The organism is Streptomyces sp. NBC_01314 (assembly GCF_041435215.1).
Taxonomy (GTDB): Bacteria; Actinomycetota; Actinomycetes; order Streptomycetales; family Streptomycetaceae; genus Streptomyces.
On sequence record NZ_CP108394.1, the window covers coordinates 1,664,624 to 1,681,604 of the forward strand.

13 protein-coding genes are annotated in these 16,981 nt (G+C 66.0%); 7 read left to right on the forward strand and 6 right to left on the reverse strand.

The genetic code is table 11. From position 1 onward, the window contains the following. Positions 1-196 precede the first annotated feature (196 nt). Both ltrA and OG622_RS07350 read right to left on the reverse strand, forming a co-directional pair. Positions 197-1,501, reverse strand: coding sequence for a group II intron reverse transcriptase/maturase (gene ltrA / locus OG622_RS07345; protein WP_371574200.1), 1,305 nt, complete (start codon positions 1,499-1,501; stop codon positions 197-199). Between the two features lie 101 nt (positions 1,502-1,602). Next, complete coding sequence (locus OG622_RS07350; protein WP_371574201.1) at positions 1,603-3,366, reverse strand: reverse transcriptase domain-containing protein; 1,764 nt, start codon at positions 3,364-3,366, stop codon at positions 1,603-1,605. Between the two features lie 876 nt (positions 3,367-4,242). On the opposite strand from OG622_RS07350, the gene OG622_RS07355 reads away from it, so the two are divergent. The 3 genes from OG622_RS07355 (at position 4,243) to OG622_RS07365 (ending at position 6,670) form a co-directional block, all read left to right on the forward strand. Then, positions 4,243-4,548 (forward strand): transposase, encoded by a 306-nt coding sequence (locus OG622_RS07355; RefSeq protein WP_371572347.1) that lies wholly within the window; start codon positions 4,243-4,245, stop codon positions 4,546-4,548. 95 nt (positions 4,549-4,643) lie between these two features. Beyond that, complete coding sequence (locus tag OG622_RS07360) at positions 4,644-5,462, forward strand: IS3 family transposase (RefSeq protein ID WP_371583972.1); 819 nt, start codon at positions 4,644-4,646, stop codon at positions 5,460-5,462. Between the two features lie 1,052 nt (positions 5,463-6,514). Next, complete coding sequence (locus tag OG622_RS07365) at positions 6,515-6,670, forward strand: hypothetical protein (protein ID WP_371574202.1); 156 nt, start codon at positions 6,515-6,517, stop codon at positions 6,668-6,670. Positions 6,671-6,809: 139 nt separating this feature from the next. Here OG622_RS07365 and OG622_RS07370 read toward each other — a convergent pair whose 3' ends face one another. Further along, positions 6,810-8,216 (reverse strand): IS1380 family transposase, encoded by a 1,407-nt coding sequence (locus OG622_RS07370; protein WP_371574203.1) that lies wholly within the window; start codon positions 8,214-8,216, stop codon positions 6,810-6,812. A gap of 383 nt (positions 8,217-8,599) precedes the next feature. Continuing rightward, the gene (locus tag OG622_RS07375; RefSeq protein WP_371574204.1) at positions 8,600-9,487 is read right to left on the reverse strand and encodes a LysR family transcriptional regulator; all 888 of its coding nucleotides are present in this window, start codon (positions 9,485-9,487) and stop codon (positions 8,600-8,602) included. A gap of 120 nt (positions 9,488-9,607) precedes the next feature. Between OG622_RS07375 and OG622_RS07380 the strand changes: the two genes are divergently transcribed. From OG622_RS07380 to OG622_RS07395, 4 genes are all read left to right on the forward strand, one after another. Then, on the forward strand, positions 9,608-10,615 hold the full coding sequence (locus tag OG622_RS07380) for a tripartite tricarboxylate transporter substrate binding protein (RefSeq protein WP_371574205.1): 1,008 nt from the start codon (positions 9,608-9,610) through the stop codon (positions 10,613-10,615). After that, positions 10,615-11,115, forward strand: coding sequence for a tripartite tricarboxylate transporter TctB family protein (locus tag OG622_RS07385; RefSeq protein ID WP_371574206.1), 501 nt, complete (start codon positions 10,615-10,617; stop codon positions 11,113-11,115). Before OG622_RS07380 ends, OG622_RS07385 begins: the two co-directional genes overlap by 1 nt. A 36-nt stretch (positions 11,116-11,151) precedes the next feature. Beyond that, on the forward strand, positions 11,152-12,657 hold the full coding sequence (locus OG622_RS07390; protein ID WP_371584025.1) for a tripartite tricarboxylate transporter permease: 1,506 nt from the start codon (positions 11,152-11,154) through the stop codon (positions 12,655-12,657). A gap of 97 nt (positions 12,658-12,754) precedes the next feature. Beyond that, the gene (locus OG622_RS07395; protein WP_371574207.1) at positions 12,755-13,138 is read left to right on the forward strand and encodes a hypothetical protein; all 384 of its coding nucleotides are present in this window, start codon (positions 12,755-12,757) and stop codon (positions 13,136-13,138) included. A 23-nt stretch (positions 13,139-13,161) separates the two neighbouring features. On the opposite strand, the gene OG622_RS07400 is transcribed toward OG622_RS07395, so the two are convergent. Further along, positions 13,162-15,222, reverse strand: coding sequence for an RICIN domain-containing protein (locus OG622_RS07400; protein WP_371574208.1), 2,061 nt, complete (start codon positions 15,220-15,222; stop codon positions 13,162-13,164). Positions 15,223-15,448: 226 nt separating this feature from the next. Continuing rightward, on the reverse strand, positions 15,449-16,486 hold the full coding sequence (locus OG622_RS07405; protein WP_371574209.1) for a LacI family DNA-binding transcriptional regulator: 1,038 nt from the start codon (positions 16,484-16,486) through the stop codon (positions 15,449-15,451). Between the last annotated feature and the right edge of the window lie 495 nt (positions 16,487-16,981).

Here is a 16,981-nt window from a genome sequence, read left to right on the forward strand (position 1 = left end):
CGACCCCACAGGCTCTACGAGTTCAACCTGAGTAGCCGAGGCGTTTCTGGATGCGGCAGGGATTGTAGTGAAAGTCGGTCCGGGGCGCCATGCTGATGTTTCCACCAGAGGTTTCCCCGAACCGCTTCCCGCACCGGACGTGCGCCTTTCAACGCATCCGGCGCTCCACAGGTCCTGATGGGACGTGTTCTTCTTCTCATCCGGTGATCGGCCATGGGCTTGGGATCTTCGTTCCTCGGAAGCGGTACCACTGCGTGGTGACTTTCTCCGGATCGAAGAGGACTGCCTTCTGGCCGCTGGGCCACCATCCGCCCCCGCAGTAGCGGCGGCGCAATTCCTTCCAAGTCGCGCGGGGGTGCTTTCTCCGCAGCCAATACCAGACGCGTTTCCAGAGGAAGGCGTGCAGGTAGTAGAACGTGACGGAGGAAACCCCCGCTCGGAAGTACGTGGTCCAGCCCCGCAGCACCGAGTTGAGCTGGTACAACAGGTGATCGAACTCCAGGTGCGTTGACTGTCGGCACAACGTCCGGATCTTTCCGGTGATCGAGGTCAGAGACTTCTTGGCCGGGTAGTTGTAGACGTAGTGCTTGTCCGTACCTCGCTTGCGGTGGCGCTGGATGTGCCAGCCAAGGAAGTCGAGGCCGTCGTCGATATGAGTGATCAGGGTCTTCTCCTCGGAAAGCCGCAACCCCATCGTGCTCAGAACTGCGGCGATCTCATCGCGCAGAGTCTCGGCGTGTGCCCGAGTGCCCGAGACCATCAGGCACCAGTCGTCCGCGTACCTTGAAATACGGTAGTTCGGCAGACCTTGGGCCCGGCGCTTGGCCCTGCGGCCGTTGGTCAGCGAGGGACCGCCCGGACCGTCGGCGATGAACTCGTCGAGGACTGAGAGGGCCACATTGCTGAGCAACGGTGAAAGGATCGAACCCTGGGGGGTACCGGCGTTGTTCTCCCTCAGCACGCGATCCTCTCCGAGGATGCCCGCCTTGAGGAACGCCTTGACCAGGGCAAGGACGCGTTTGTCTTCGATCCGAAGACGCACCCGGTCCAACAGAGCGGGGTGCGAGATCTCGTCGAAGCAGGCTTTGATATCGCCCTCCACGATCCACTCGTAGGAGTGGGAGGTGAGGTGGCGGATCTCGGCTATCGCGTCGTGAGCCCGACGGTTCGGGCGAAACCCGTAAGAACACGGGAGGAAATCCGCCTCGAAAATCGGCTCCAACACCAGTTTCAGAGATGCCTGCACGACCCGGTCGGTGATCGTCGCGATCCCCAGACGACGCCACTTGCCGCCCGTCTTGGGGATCATCCGCTCCCGCACCGGCATCGGCTGGAAAGTGCGGTCCCTGAGCGAGACCCGCACCCGGTCGACAAATTCATCGACCCCAACCGACAATGCGATCGACGAAGCAGTGCGCCCGTCGATCCCGGCCGTCTTGGCTCCCTTGTTCCCCCGCACCCGGTCCCACGCGACCAACAGGAAAGCGGGATCGGCGAACACCGGTAGGCCGCTGGCGAGGTGCCGTGTTACCACGGTCCTGCTCCAGCGGCCCCCGGTCCGAACCACGCGGGCACCTTTCGGTGCACGTAGCTCTCCAGCGACTACTCCGTGAATTGCGCGGTGGGTTGCCCCGTATGGATGGCCTCATGACAGCGGGTGCAGACCACGAGGGTTTTTCTCCGCTTCTTTGCCATGTGTTGTGCCCACGGGGGCTGTGGTCGTCCGGACTCGGTGAGATCGGCGAGCTTTCGGACCTGGTGGACTTCCACTTGGTCTATCTGCTCACACAGTTCACACTTGCCCAGGCGGAGCCGTGTAATCAGCTCTTTGCGGGCAACGGGTCGGACTACCGGGCGGTCTTGTAGTACCGCCTTCTTCTGCCGTTTCAGCGGGATTTCGCCGAACCTTCCGACCAGTGGTTTCCTGCCTGCTCGTTGAATGCTGGCCTCGTAGCATGTCCGTGGTCCATCTGGTGTCGAGATCTTGGCCCTGTACTTGCGGGCCATCGCCGACACCGTCGAACGGTGCTTGGCGGCAAGCGTCTTGAGCATGGAGGTCTGTGCGACCCATTTCAGCCGGCTCAGTCTCCAGACGTCACCGGCCAGCAGGTAGTACTGGACGAGACCCCTATATTCCGCTCCGTATGTGCTGATGATCGTGAGGTCGTCACGGTTGAACAGCTCGGTGCGGCGCTCGGGTTTTCCGTGCTTCAGGTAGGGGACACACTTGGATTTGATCACTTGTCGTGGGACGCGCAGAGCGACGCTGCCGTTAACAGACGGGCGGGTCGCGCTGTGCTGGACAGTGATCTCGTAGCCAAGGAAAGACGCTGCCCGGGTACGGGCTTGCGTAACCAGCGTCTTGTCCGGGTTCAGTTCCAACTTGAGTTCGTCTCGAAGGAACTGTGCCAGACGCTGCTTGATTTCCTCAGCTTCGACCTTCGGTCCGGCGAATCCGAGGAGGGTGTCGTCGGCGTACCGGCAGTAGCGGAGTCGCCTGTAGCCCGGATCCTGAGGATCCTTGCTGGACGTTCCCCGTAGCTGTTTACGCAACTCGCGTGCTGCGGTTACATTGCCGCGTTTTCGAGCGCGCACCGCCGCCATTCGTACCCTTGCGTAGGCAGGGTTGTTGGCCCTGCTAGCTCCTCTGGTGTACTGCGGTATCAGAACTGTTTCGATGAACTTGTCCAGCCGGTCCAAGTAAATATTGGAAAGGATCGGCGAAACGACACCGCCCTGTGGGGCTCCACTGAGCGTTTCGTTCCATACCCAATCCTCCAGATATCCGGCTTGTAGCATCTGTTCGATCAGCCGGAGGAGCCGGTTGTCGTGGATTTTCTCAGCCAGCATCGAGAGCATGACCTCGCGGTCAAGGCTTCCAAAGCAGTCTGATATATCACCCTCAATGAACCATGCCGTGCCAGTCCAAAGGTCCGCCACTTCGCTGAGTGCAGTGTGACAGCCCTTGCCGGGACGGAAACCGTGTGAACGGTCAGAAAACCGCGGCTCATAGTACGCCTCCAGCAAGAGGCGGACCACTTCACCGACGAGCTTATCCGACCACGAAGGCAAGCCGAGCGGCCTCTGCTTCCCATTCTTCTTCGGGATGTAGATCCGTTTTGCTGGCTTAAACCGAAACCGCTCGTGACGCAGGGCGTCGATGATGCGTTCAATCTTTGCCAGCGACATGCCGTCTGCGGTTTCTCCATCGACCCCAGGCGTCATGGCTCCATGGTTGGAGTACAGGCGCCCGTAGGCCATCAGATACATCTGCGGATTGAACAGTTGTCGGAACATTTCATTGCACGGCAGGCCACGCCTACCGCGATCACGGAGGATACTCAGTACTGTTTCGGCGCTCTGCATTACGCATACCTCCCAGTCTTCGAATACCCGATCACCTGGCCCCCTTGGCCCTGCGGACGGCCTTCCCGTCCCCCTCGGTAGGGCGTTACTCCTACGACTACTACGGGGCCTCTGTCACCGTAGGGCTCGCGCCCCTTAGGTGATCCCACGTTCGTCTCTGTCATACGTGATAGTGCGACTTAGGATCCTCATTCATCTCCTTGAATGCCCTCGTTGGGCATCGCTCCACATCCCGGAGGATGTATCAGCCACCTCGTGATGCCGATACAGGGTGTGGCGCCGGTATCAGGCACTATTTCCGGCGGGCGTGTTCTTGCACCTTCTGGAGATTGAGGTCTAGGCAATCAAGCTTTATCCGTATCGCACGGGTCCCGCAACGCCTCGCTTCATATGCCTGAACGCGAGCGTTACTTTTCTGGCATGCTATTGTTCCCTGCACCTTTCGGATTCAGGTTAGCCATCGGACCCAGGAACATCCCTCCGAGTTCCTCCCGGCTTAACCGGGGATATAACAGAGCGCTTTCGTGGCGCAGCAAGGTTGAACAGATCATCGAACCGACGGTGAGAATCATCGGTCGCCCAACAGTGCAGCTTGGTCTGGATCTTCAGTACCCGGCGCTCCGCCTGAAATAAGGCGTGCTCCAACTCGTCGGTATTCACCAACGACATCCTCCTGACATTCCAGTTCTTCCGCTGCTGAATTGCTGGCCCCCTTCGCCATGTGCGCGGCTTTCCCGCGCTCGGACTACTACGGGGCCTCCGCCCCACCCATGGCCATCAGCCGACGACGGGCCTGCCCATCTCCGTGAGGTTCCCCCTGCCAGCCGGACAGCTTGATACTGGGACGGATGGTCCCGGAGGAAGCAGTCACAGGTAGTGAGCAGCAAGAGCAACATGAGTAAGCGGTACACGGCCGAGTTCAAGCGGGACGCGGTCGCCTTGGCGTTGTCCTCGGAGAAGACGGTCACCGAGGTCGCGAGGGATCTGGGCGTGAGTCCCGAAGGGCTGCGTGGGTGGGTGAAGCAGGCGAAGGTCGACCGCGGTGAGGGACCCGCCGGGGCTTTGACCACTGCGGAGCGTGAGGAGTTGGTCCGGCTGCGGCGGAAGGTTCGCGAGCAGGAGGCCACGATCGAGGTTCTGGGAAAAGCGACCGCCTTCTTCGCGCAGGACAAGATGAGGTAGACACCGTGGCACGGTGTCGTTTCATCGATGCGGAGAAGGCATCGGAGGGTAATCCTGCAGGTCACAGCGTTGCGTTTCTGTGACGTGTGCTGGGAGTGCCCCGTTCCACCTACTACGCGCACAGGGCGTCACGGCCGGCCCGGTCGGTGCGGGAGCGGGCCGAGGAGGTGCTGGTGGGCGAGATCCGGGTGCTTCACGCCGGATCTCGCGGCGCCTACGGGGCCCCGCGGATCCACGCCGCCCTGCGGCGGGCCGGGCGGGTGGTGAACTCCAAGAAGGTCGAGCGGCTGATGCGCAAGCACCGGATCGTCGGGATCACCCGCCGTCGGCGGCGGGGCCTGACCCGGCAGGCGAAGCGGGCGGTGTTCGCGCTCGACCTGATCGGCCGGGACTTCACCGCGCCCCGGCCCGGGATACGGCTCGTCGGCGACATGACTGAACTCAGCACGCTGGAAGGGAAGTTGTATCTGGCGACCTGTATCGATCTCGCGACGCGGGAGGTGGTCGGCTGGGCGATGGCCGACCACCACCGCGCCGAGCTGCCGGTCGCCGCCTTGCGGATGGCGGCCGGGCGTGGCGGCCTGGAGCAGGGTTGCGTCATGCATACGGATCGCGGCAGCGAGTACACGAGTGACGAATTCCGCAGCGAAATACGCAAGTTGCGCATGAGGCAGTCGATGGGGCGCGTCGGCTCTTGTTACGATAATGCCGCCGCGGAAAGCTGGTTCGCCATCCTGAAAGCGGAGATCGGGACGACCATGTGGGAGACCCGCAAGGCCGCCCGGGCCGACGTTTTCCGCTACATCGAGGTCGAGTACAACCGCAGCCGGCTCCGTCGACACCCCGACTACGGGTACGTCACCCCGCTCGAAACGAGATCCTTGCTCAGGCAGAACCTCGCCCCGGCAGCGTAAACACCCGCTGTCCAGTTCGCGGGGGGAACTTCACCGCGATGGCTTCGCGGAGTTCGGGCGACCACGGATGGTTCCCACGTTCACTGCACGACGTTTCACGAAGGAGGCGTCCGACTTTGCCCCGGCAGCATCGCCAGCGGTACGCCGCAGGCTTTTCCACTGGCCTCACCACCGACGGATCCGGTCGGCTTCTGAGTTGACCGCTCCTGGCGAACCAGGACGGCCACGCGCTGCACCCCGGCCCATATCCACCAGATTTGAGCCGGCACATCGCTTACGGGGCTTTACACCATCGGTTCCTCGCGTACACCTCTCCGTATCGCTTGCCGGACCCGACCTGTCTGGCAGTGCCAGGCCGTCCCGTCGTTGTCAGGACTGCTCTCCATCCTCACCGGCGTCTCCCGGGTCGGACTGTCCTCAGCTACTCCGCCCAGCTGCGACTGAGCGGAGGCAGGGTCCTTTCATCCCCGCACGTCATGCAGCGCCTCGTGGCGCACAAAGCCGTCGATGTACTGCGACATGAAGCCCGTACGGCCAGCAGACGAAGAACGTTCTTGTTTCATACAGTCCAAAGAAACTTGGGTTCTTCTAGAGTCTCAAGTCGGTTGCCTGGAGACTCCGTTCCACTCCAGGCAACCTCTGCACCTGCGCCACTCTCCGCGATCGCCTCAGCACATCGCGCCACGATAGGCGTCTCAAGCGAATTCTCCCGGACCAGTAGCGGACCAAACGGCCCCGTCGCCCCCTGCCCGGACGACGCACACAAGCTAGACATCCACCGCGTCGTGCCGCTGGCCGAAGCCTGGAACTCCGGCGCTTCGACGTGGTCTGCGGCTGAGCGGGGGCTACGCGAACGACTCGGTGATCCGCGGTCCCTGCGGGTGATATCGGCGGCGCCAAATAGATCGGCTACCGGTGGCTGGCCCGGCCTGCCACCGACGCCGAACTGACCCAGGCTTACCGGGCCAACGCCCTGTTCGACGCGCACCGCGACGATCCCGAGTTCGGGGCACCGCTTCCTTATCGACGAGGCCCGCGCCGCCGGTGAGGCGATGGCCGAGCGGACCGCCTGGCGGATCTGCCGGGACAACGGCTGGTGGAGTGCCTTCGGCAAACGCAGGGGCCGCGGGAAGAACGCCAACGCCGGGCCACCGGTCCACGATGACCTGGTGCGGCGGAACTTCACCGCGGACGGGCCGAACCGTTAGCCTCGCTGTTTCGCTTGGGGTGACGAGGTGGCGCTGTGGGGTTGATCGAGGCGGTATCGGGCGGTGGGCATGGTGGGGACCCGGCGCGGTGGTCGGGTTCTCCAAGGTCTTTCGTGTCGTAGGTGGCCGGGGTGGCTGGTCAGTTGGCGGGGCGGGGTAGGGCGGCCAGACGGTGGAAGGCGGCGGCGAGTTGGTGTCGCCAGGGCCAGGTTGCTGCGATCCGCAGATGGAGGCGACGGCCGCCGCGGGTGAGACGGGCAGCGACGTGCAGGATCCGGTAGCGGAGTTTCTTGGGTTCGGCGGTGGCCAGTTCGCCGTCCAGCAGCAGGACGCGGGTCCAGGCCAGAAGGTCGATGGCCGCGAGGCTGAGCTCGAGCCAGGCGGCGTTGACGGAGAACAGGCGGGATGGGAAGCGTCCGAAGCCGGTGGTCTTGCCGCACCGGATGTGGTCCTCGACGGTGGCGTGTCCACGGTGGCGGACCTCCAGGAACTGGGCCGAGCCGCCGCCGGAGTACGGGGTGTCGGTGAGGAAGACCTGGTGCCGCAGGCCCTCGTCCTGGTCGAACAGGGACAGTTGGGCGCCGGGGTGCGGGCGTTCGCGGCGCACGATGATGCGGGTTCCGGCCGGGTAGCCGTTCAGGTCGACCATGCCGGTCAGCTCGGCGACCTCGGCGCCGGCACGCAGTGTTCCGTCCTGGTCCAGGGCGGGGTGCCAGACCTGTTCGGGCAGGGCGCGGATTGCGCGGCGGACCGGTGCGGTGACCGCGTATCCGACCGAGAAACGCAGGTGAAGGCCTTTGTCACGCAAGGCGCGGAGATGCGTGAGGAACGCCTTCGCACTGCCCGCGCTGTCGGTGCGGACCAGGATGTCGGTGCCGTGCCGATGGGCGTCGGGGATCTGCGCGAGGGCCTGGTCGAGCACGGTGATGTGATCGGCGGCGGTGTTGGCTCCGGCGTTGCCAGGCCGCAGCAGCCCGGACATCGCCTCGCCGGTGTTGGCCAGGAAACACAGCAACGGGTGGAACCCGAAGCCGCCTTTGTAAGTGGGTGCGGCCTGGTCTTTCTCGGAGTGGCAGGTGACCAGCGTGGCGTCGAGGTCCAGGACCAGGCCGGGCAGTTCGCGTCCGCCGGCCTTCACTGCGGGTATCGCGGTGCGGGTCTCGGCGGCCTGTAGCCAGGCCACTTCCCGGGCTGCGGCGCGGGCCGACCGCAGGCGGTCCAGTATGCGTTCGTCGACGGCGGCCAGCAGCCGCCAAGCCGTCGGCGTGGAGGCCACCGGGCCGAACACCTCGCGCTGGTCCCGCAGAACGGCCAGATCCGCGATCGCCTCGCCGCCGTCGGCGAGCATCACTGCGAGATCGGTGGCGATCCGGCCCGGGTCGTGGCCGGTGCCGCGCGGCCGAAGCGGCCGGAGCACGGTGGAATACGCCGCCGTCAGCCCGGTCGCTTCGGCGAGGTCCGCCAGCAAACGTGCTCCGGCGTGCCCGACCACCCCCGACCCGTCAGTGGACACCACAAGCCGGGGCCGCGAACCGATATCCTTCACGCAGAAAGTGCCTTCCTCTGGCGACGACAGAACCCCTAGACAAGGTCCATCGTCCCAGCTCAGGAAGGCACTTTTGCGTTTCTACCCAACCCTCAGCCGCACCCCAACCGAAACGGCGAGGTTAGTGGCTCACGGACATCACCGAGCACGCAACCGGCGAGGGCAAGCTGTATCTGTGCGCGGTCAGAGCCTGTTCGCGCTCGCCTGCGCGTTCCTGGCCGTGATATGGACGCGAATGCTGCTGTCGTGACACCGGTCGTTCCGGCGCCGAGGCTCCCCGTCCGCACGCGGCAAAGCCCGGCCGCTCCCCCTTCGCGCCACGTCCGGCCGAAAGCTTCTGCCCCACCACCAGGACACATACCCAGGGAATGAGGAATCCAGCACTAGGGGCTGATGTCCTCCAGGGCGATCAGTGCGCGGGCGAGTGCGGGATTGCGCGAGTGTCGGGGCCACAGCAGATGCAGCTCCACGGGTTCGGGGACATGCGTAGCCAGTGGTACGAACGCAACGTTGGGGATGCGGAGCAACTTTGCGGAGGCAGGGACGAAGGCGACACCGCGGTTGGCAGACACCAGCCACAGCATCGTGAGCACCTGGCTGACGCTGTGCACCACGCGTTCCTGTGCCAGCGGGACCATGCTCACCATCAGGTCGTAGAAGTACCGGGCCTTTTGCTGCGAGTGGAAGATCAGCGGCTCCCCGGTGAGGTCCTCGGTGCCCACGGGTCGGTCCAGGTCGACCAGCCTGTGCTCCGCGGGCACGGCGAGCATCAGGGCCTCCCGGTGGAGCAGCCGGGAGTCGAAGAGCTCGGAGTCGAACGGCGGGCGGGCGAGGCCCAGATGGAGGTCCTCGCTGGCCAGCGCCGCGATCTGCTCGCGGGTGACCATCTCGTAGAGTTCGATGCGCACATCCGGCAACTGCTGTTCCAGCCGGTTGAGGAGGTGGCCGAGCGTGCCGAACGTTGAAGCCGCGGTGAAGCCGAGACGGACCACACCGCGCGATCCCGAGTGGATGCGCTGCGCCAGGTTCGGCGCCGCCTCGGCGATGGCCAGGATGCGTCGCGCCTCAACAAGGAAGGCCTCGCCGGCGGGAGTCAGCTCCACATGACGGTTGTCGCGTTCGAGTAGTTGGACGCCGACGGCGGCCTCGAGCTTCTGTATCTGGCGACTGAGCGGTGGCTGGGTCATACGCAGTCGCGCGGCCGCCCGGCCGAAGTGCAACTCCTCGGCAACGGCCACCAATCCGCGGAGTTGCTCCAGGGTGTAACCCATGCAAAGAAGGTATCAGCCTATGCACTAAGGGAGTTGGACAGGCATGAAGGGTGATCATAGGCTGCGCGACAGCGTGGACCTCGGCACCCCCACCACCCTCATCGCGCTTGGGGAGAACTCATGCTGAACAGCCTTCGGGTGCGCCGCCGCATCGCGGCTGCAACCATGCTCACCGTTTCACTCGCTCTGGCCGGCTGCGGCGGGAACGTCGGCAATCAGAAGTCCGAGGACGACGCCTCGTTCCCGGACCGCGGGATCACCCTCCTCGTCGGCCAGGACGCCGGCGGCAGCACAGACCTCACCGCGCGGGCGGTCGCCGATCCCGCGGACTCCGATCTCAAGCAGACCGTCACCGTGCTCAACAAGCCCGGCGCCAACGGCGCCCTCGCCGCGAAAGAGCTCGCCGGTGCCAAGGCGGACGGCTACACGCTGATGGTCTTCGTGGGTTCTCTGGCGTACATAACCCCGCTGGCTGTCCCGGCCGACGAAGCCGTCGACATCAACGACTACGAGGTCGTCACCGGCCTCTCCCAGGACGACTACGTCCTCGTCGCCGGCGCCAAGTCCGGCTTCAAGACGGTCAAGGACATCGTCGACGCCAAGAAGGCCATCAAGTACGGCACCACCGGCGTCGGCACGGGCAGCCACCTCAGTCAGGCACTGCTGTTCTCCCAGGCGAAGGTCGACGCGACCGCGGTGCCGTTCGACGGCGGCGCCCCCACGCTCACCGCGGTCATGGGCGGCCAGGTCGACGTCGCCTCCATCCAACTCGGCGAGGCCCAACCCCAGATCAAGGCCGGCAAGATAGCCCCGCTGGTGACGTTCGCGGAGAAGCGGCCCTCGTACATGCCGGACACCCCGACAGCCGTCGAGGCGGGCTACGACGTCCCAGTCCAGCAATCACGCGCGATCGTCGCCCCCAAGGGCACCCCCAAGGACGTCGTCGTGCGACTGCGAACGGCGTTCCAAAAGGCGTTCGCCAACGCGGAGTACAAGGACTTCAACACGCAGCGACTGCTCACTCCCAACGAGGTGGACGGTCCCGCCGTGATCGACCAGTGGACGGCCGCGCTGAAGAAGTACCGCGACCTCACGGGCCAGTACAAGATCGACCTGAGCGAAGACTGATGAGCTCGCCCACGGAGATCCCGTCGGCCGCAGGTGAGCCCGCCGACGAGAATCGACCACCGGCGGCAGGCCCGGCGGCCCAGCTCGTCACGGCCGTCGTCGTCGTGGCTCTCGGTGCCACCGCGCTCACAGGGGCGCTGGACCTGGGCATCGGGAGCCCCGCCAAGCCCGGCCCTGGCACCTGGCCTGCCCTCGTGAGCGCGGCACTGACCGTCCTCGGTGTTCTCCTGGCCGCCAATGCCCGGCGCATGGACGACGCCGAGCAGTTCACCCGTACCGGACTTCTCGTTCTCGTAGCCGTCGGCAGCATGGTCGGGTTCGTGGCGGTCGTCGGCGTCATCGGCTTCGAGATCCCTGCGGCGCTCCTGACGTTTTTCTGGCTCCGCGTGCTCGGACGGGAGAGCTGGCGGACCTCCATCGTCGTCAGTCTCGTCCTCACGATCGTCCTCTACGCGCTGTTCGTCGGCGCGCTCGAGGTCACCATCCCCCACCTGTTCTGACCCGATACCACCACAGGTCCGGGAGGGCCGTTGGACGTGTCCCCCGTGCTCGACGGCTTCGCCGTCGTTCTTGAGCCGGTCAACCTTCTGTATTGCCTCGTCGGTGTGCTCATCGGCATGCTGGTGGGTGTCCTGCCCGGTCTGGGACCGGCCGCGACCATAGCCATTCTTCTCCCGATCACCCTGGGCATGGAACCCGTGACCGCGATCATCATGGTGGCGGGCATCTTCTACGGCGCGCAGTACGGCGGCACCGTCACCTCCGTACTCCTGCGCCTGCCGGGCGAGGCGTCCTCGGTGGTGACCGTCTTCGACGGACACGCGCTCGCCCGTCAAGGCCGGGCAGGCACGGCCCTGGGCATCGCCGCGATCGGCTCCTTCATCGGAGGAACCCTTTCGGTCATCGCCCTGACCCTCGTCGCGCCCGTGGTCGCCGAGTTCGCACTGGACTTCGGCCCGCCCGAATACACACTGCTGGCCCTGCTCGGCATCCTGCTCGTAGCCACGGTCTCCAGCGGCGGCATGCTCAAGGCCCTCATCACCGCGACCATCGGCCTGCTCCTGGCCACCGTGGGCCGCGACGGATTCACCAGCACCGAACGCTTCACGTTCGACAGCCTGTCGCTGGCTGACGGCCTGGACTTCGTGCCCATCGCCATGGGCCTCTTCGGCCTCGGCGAGATCCTCTACGCCCTGGAGGAGCGCCACCGCGTCGTGCACGCACCGACCACCGTCGCCAACGTCTGGCCGAGCCGGACCGACCTACGGCGGTCCTCCGGCGCCATCGGCCGCGGCGGCGTCCTCGGCTTCCTTCTCGGCATCCTCCCCGGAGGCGGAGCGGTACTTGCCTCGCTCGCCGCCTACGCCCTGGAGAAACGCCGGTCGCGTCATCCCGAGCGGTTCGGCCACGGCGCCGTCGAAGGGGTGGCCGCCCCCGAGACCGCCAACAACGCCGCCGCCACATCGTCGTTCATCCCGCTTCTGTCCCTGGGCATACCCGCAAACGCCACCATGGCAGTCATCTTCGGCGCCCTGCTGATCCAGGGCATCACCCCGGGCCCACAGCTTGTCACCGAGCATCCCGAGCTGTTCTGGGGCGTCGTCAACTCGATGTACCTCGGGAACATCCTCCTGCTGATCATGAGCATCCCACTGGTCGGGCTGTTCGTGCGCATCCTGCGCATACGCCCGTCCATCCTCGCCCCCATCACGGTGCTCATCACGCTCATAGGTGCGTACACCGTCAACAACAGCGTCTTCGACATCGGTTTGGTGGTCTTCTTCGGCGTCATCGGATACCTGATGAAGAAGCTCGGATTCGACCCCGGCCCGCTCGTGCTGGCCTTCGTCCTGGGATCGCTGCTGGAGACCTCACTTCGCCGCTCACTGCTGATGTTCGACGGAGACCCGACCGGTTTCATCACACGCCCGATCTCCGGAACCCTTCTGGTGTTGTTCCTTGCCGTGGCCCTGGCACCCGCCGTACGCACGGCCTGGCCCAACCGCAAAGAACCCTTCGACCCAAGCAAGGAGACGGTATGACCGTCCGCAGGGTGTGCTGCCGACGCATGTGATGGTGCGGGGGGACGAGGACAGCGATCGAGCGACGGTGGCCCGTAGGAGACGGTGGCCGGTAAGAGTGGGCAAGCACGGTCGACAGCGGTGCGACTTCCCGCGCATCGCCCCCCGGGCGGCCATGGACAAGCAGCGCCACAGCTGGTTCAGCTCGTTCAATCCCACCCTGGGACCGCGGCCCATCCTGAGCCCGGTGGGTCCGCCGTTCAATCGCCTCCCGGGGAGCGGCGAATGCAGGAGGCAGCGCAGCAACGAGCTGGCGCCGGCGCCCTCCGTCCTCACCAGCCTGGTCGGCGACCGGGAGGACGGAGTCGAGGCAACGCTGGAGGCCAGGTACGACGACGGAAGCAACGCGGGCCCGGCCGGCTGGACCCACTTCTGGAGCGGCGCCAAAGCGACATACCAGGTCACCGAGTCCGGGAACTCGGTGACCGGCACGACCGTCTGACACGTCCTTCCGCGGACGGTCACTCAGTTGATGCGGACGATCTTCCAGAGTTGGTCGTCGACGTTCACGTCGTTCCACTGCACGACTGCCGCACCGTTGCTGGTGGAGGACTGGGCGACGCCTGCGTGGAATCCGCTCCTGACGTTCTTGAGTTCGTAGTAGCCGTCGCCCGCTTCGACGAGGGTCCATTTCTGTGAATCGGCGGCGGACGGCGTGTTCTGGACGACGGCGGCTCCGGCGGTGGTGGAGCCGTTACGGATGTCCAGGTTCAGGTTGCTGTTGGCGTTCCTGATGGTCCAGGCTCCACCGCCGGCGGACTGGAAGGTGAACAGCTGGCAGAGACAGGCCGAGTTCTGCCACTGGTTGGCGGCGGTGTTGGTGGCGGTGGAACCCTGGGGGATGTCCAGGTACTTCCCGCTGTTCTTGTTGACGAGGACGTACTGCCCGGTGCCCAGCGGGGGCAGAGCGGTCTGGGTGAGGTTCCAGCGCTGGCAGGCGCAGCTGGTGCCGCTCCACTGGACGGCGGCGGTGCCGGCCGCGGTGGAGGCGTTCGGGATCTCCAGGTATTTGCCGGTCACACGGTTGGTGATGCTGTACCCGCCGGCCTGGTGCGGGGAGACGGCCCACTCGTGGTCCAGGGTGCCGTTGTCGTCCCACTGGAGGATCTTGGCGCCGTTGGTGGTGGACTGGTTCTCCACGCCGAGGACCTTGCCGCTGGCGACGTTGAGGATCTCGAAGTAGCCGGAACTCTGCTGCACGAAGCGCCACTGCTGGTCGGTGGCGTTGTCGGCGTTCTGCTGGGTGGCGTTCGTGCCGTTGGTGGTGGAGCCGCCCGCGATGCTCAGCCTGAGGTTGCTGCCCGCGTTCGACACGGTGTAGGTGGCACCGTCCGAGATGCCGCCGCCCAGGTCGATGGTGCTGTAGGTGACGGGGTTGGAGAGGTCGGGGCCTCCGTTGCCGCCACTGAGCACGAGCAGGCTGTGGCCGTCGGACAGGGGCACCATGCCGCGGCTGTAGCCGTTGGCGACGTTGGAGCTGATACGCGTCCAGGTGTTCGCGGCGCCGTTCTGGGTGTTGAGGAACAGGTCGCTGGTGCTGTAGGCGCCGACGACAAGCGTGCCGTTCGGACCTCCGGTGGGCAGCCATGTGATGTACGGGGTACTGGTGGGGACCGCGCCGTCCGTCGACCGCAGGGGAATGCCCGTGACGGAGTCGAACGCCTCCGGGTCGGAGGAGATCTTGTAGTAGACGGCGAAGTTGCCCGAGGGCGAGCCGCCGTACTCGTACGTCATGACGTAGTTGCCGTTGGGCAGCTTCGCGACGGTGGCCATACCCGGGCGGTGGCTGAAGGTGGGCATCGCCACGTCGTCCACGACCGGACCCCAGGTGCTGAGGTTCGTGGTGACCTGGTGCACGAGCTTCTGGCCGTGGTCGGGGTCGCGCTGGTCGGAGTAGTAGACGATCAGCTTGCCGTTGGCGTAGAGGAAGAAGGGCTCCCATACAGGGGTGTTGCCGTTGCCGCTCTGGTCGTATGCCGGGCCGCCGGTGGCGATGTTGCTGACGAACGTCCAGGTCTGTCCGCGGTTGGTGCTGGCGTAGACATCGATCTTGATGGCGGAGCGGTCGGCGGGGACCGAGGCTCCGGCGGCCAGGATGGTACCGGCCGGGAAGCCTCCCATCGCCGTGGGCAGTTCGAACAGCTCCGGCTGCCAGCGCATGCCCCAGCCGTTCTGGGTGTCGGCGACCTCGGAGATCTTCGACCAGGAGTTGCCGTTGTCCGTGCTGCGGTAGATCGGGAGGACCGGTGTGCCGGAGGTGTACTGCTCGAACGTCGCGAGGATGGTGCCGTTGGCGGAGCCGTTGTGCTGCATACGCATCGCCCGCGGGTAGAGCGACCCGGGCGAGGGCGCACCCGACGGCGGGGTGTACATCGTCTGCGAGGGGCGGGCCAGGGCGTCCGCCCGGCCGGCGGGCAGGACCATGGTCATCGCCGCGACGAGCAGGACGAAGGCCAGGGACAAGAGGGAGAGGGGACGGGAACGCGGAGCGGCGCCGGATCTGGCGCCTGTCTGCGCTGAGGACATTGCGGCTCCCAGGGGAAAGGGGAAGGTGTGTTTCGATGTCCGCCGGCTCGGAACGGCCCAGAGTGACGCGGCGGGGTTCGTTGGGCACGTCGTCCGGGGGGGGACGACCGGGCGACGCTGCCGGGCGCGGCTCGCGAGCGGAGGGCGCGGCGCGACAGTCGCGGAATGGAAGAGGTGGGGTGCCCCGGCGAGCGGGCCTGCGCCGGAGCAGTGGTACGGGGGTTGGTCAGAGGGAGCGCGGAGGCGCCGTCGAGCCGCGGACGATCAGTTCGACGGGTGGATCGTTCGCCGGCGGCAGGGCGGTGTCGGGCTTCTCGATGGCGTGCAGGAGTAGCCGGATTCCTTCCCGTGACGCGGCCTCGAAGGGCTGACGGACGGTGGTCAGCGGCGGGGAGACGTAGGCGAAGACGGGGTTTCCGTCGAAACCGACGACGCTGATGTCCTCCGGCACCCGGCAGCCGGCTTCCCGCAGGGCGTGGATCAGGCCGATGGCCATCTCGTCGCCCGCGGCGAACACCGCGGTCACCGCGCCGTCCGCGGCCAGCTCGCGACCCGCGGCGTACCCGGAGGCCGCCGACCAGTCGCCGTTCAGCACGGGCGGCTCATGTGCGCCCCGGGCCGCCAGCGCCGCCCGCCATCCCTCGATACGGTCCGTGGTGGCGTACCACCGCCGCGGCCCGGCGAGGTGATGGACGGTCGGATGCCCCAGGTCCAGGAGGTGATCGGTGGCCGCGCGCGCCAGCTGATGGGCGCCCACGCCGGCGGTCAGGGTCCGGGCGGCACTGAAGGCGGGTGGGGCCCCGAGGAAAAGGACCGGCACGTCGACGCCGAGCGGGACTTCACCTTCGACAATGGGTTCGGAAACGACGATGCCGTCCACACCCTGCTCCAGGAGTGATTCCAGCGCGGCGGCGATGCTTTCCGGGTTGCCGTCCGGTGTGTTGAGCACGCGAAGCGCGTAACCGGCGTCCCGTACGGCCTGTTCGATGCCCACGAGCAGGGAGGCGGTTCCATACCCGGCCGTCCCCAGAGCGACCACACCGATGGAGCGGGTACGGCCGGAGGCCAGTGCCCTGGCCGCGTGGTTCAGCCGGTAGCCGAGTTCCTCGGCGGCCGCCAGGACGCGTCGTCGGGACTCGTCGGAGACGTACGGCTCGTTGTTGAGGACCCGGGAGACCGTCTTGCGTGAGACGCCGGCCAGCCTGGCCACGTCCTCACTGCGCGGCGCGGAGGAGCCGGTACCGCGCTCCAGCCCTGTTGTCATGAAGTCTCCCCATGGCCGTGTGTTCTCCATCGAACGAGGTCACTTACATGACCGCGCGGTCTGACCGCGCGGTCAATGTGTACGCATCCACCGAGCGCACGTCAAGAGTTCTCGCAACACCACTTGCCTCCGGCATGACGGTCGTCGAGGCCCGCGGCCTGGCGGAGCGAGGTGCCGGAGGCTTCCGAGGAATGCGCGCCCGGCACGCATTCCTGCAGCTCAAGAGGCCATTGATGGGACCGGGACGGTGCGACGGCGAGCCATGTCAGCCCCGCCCGTCCGGTCCGGCCGCCGACGCGTGGGGCTCATGGCCGGACCCGGTCCATCATGGATTCCCGGACGGAAAGTCTTGACAGCGAGTCCACAGAGCGTTCACGCTTCCTGGCGTCCGACGATCGCGTTTGTTCGATTGTGTTGGATTCCGGTTCTCGACTGACCCTCTAACGGTCCCTCGACGACCCACTCTCCGTCATACCCCCGTCCGGCTGACGTGCC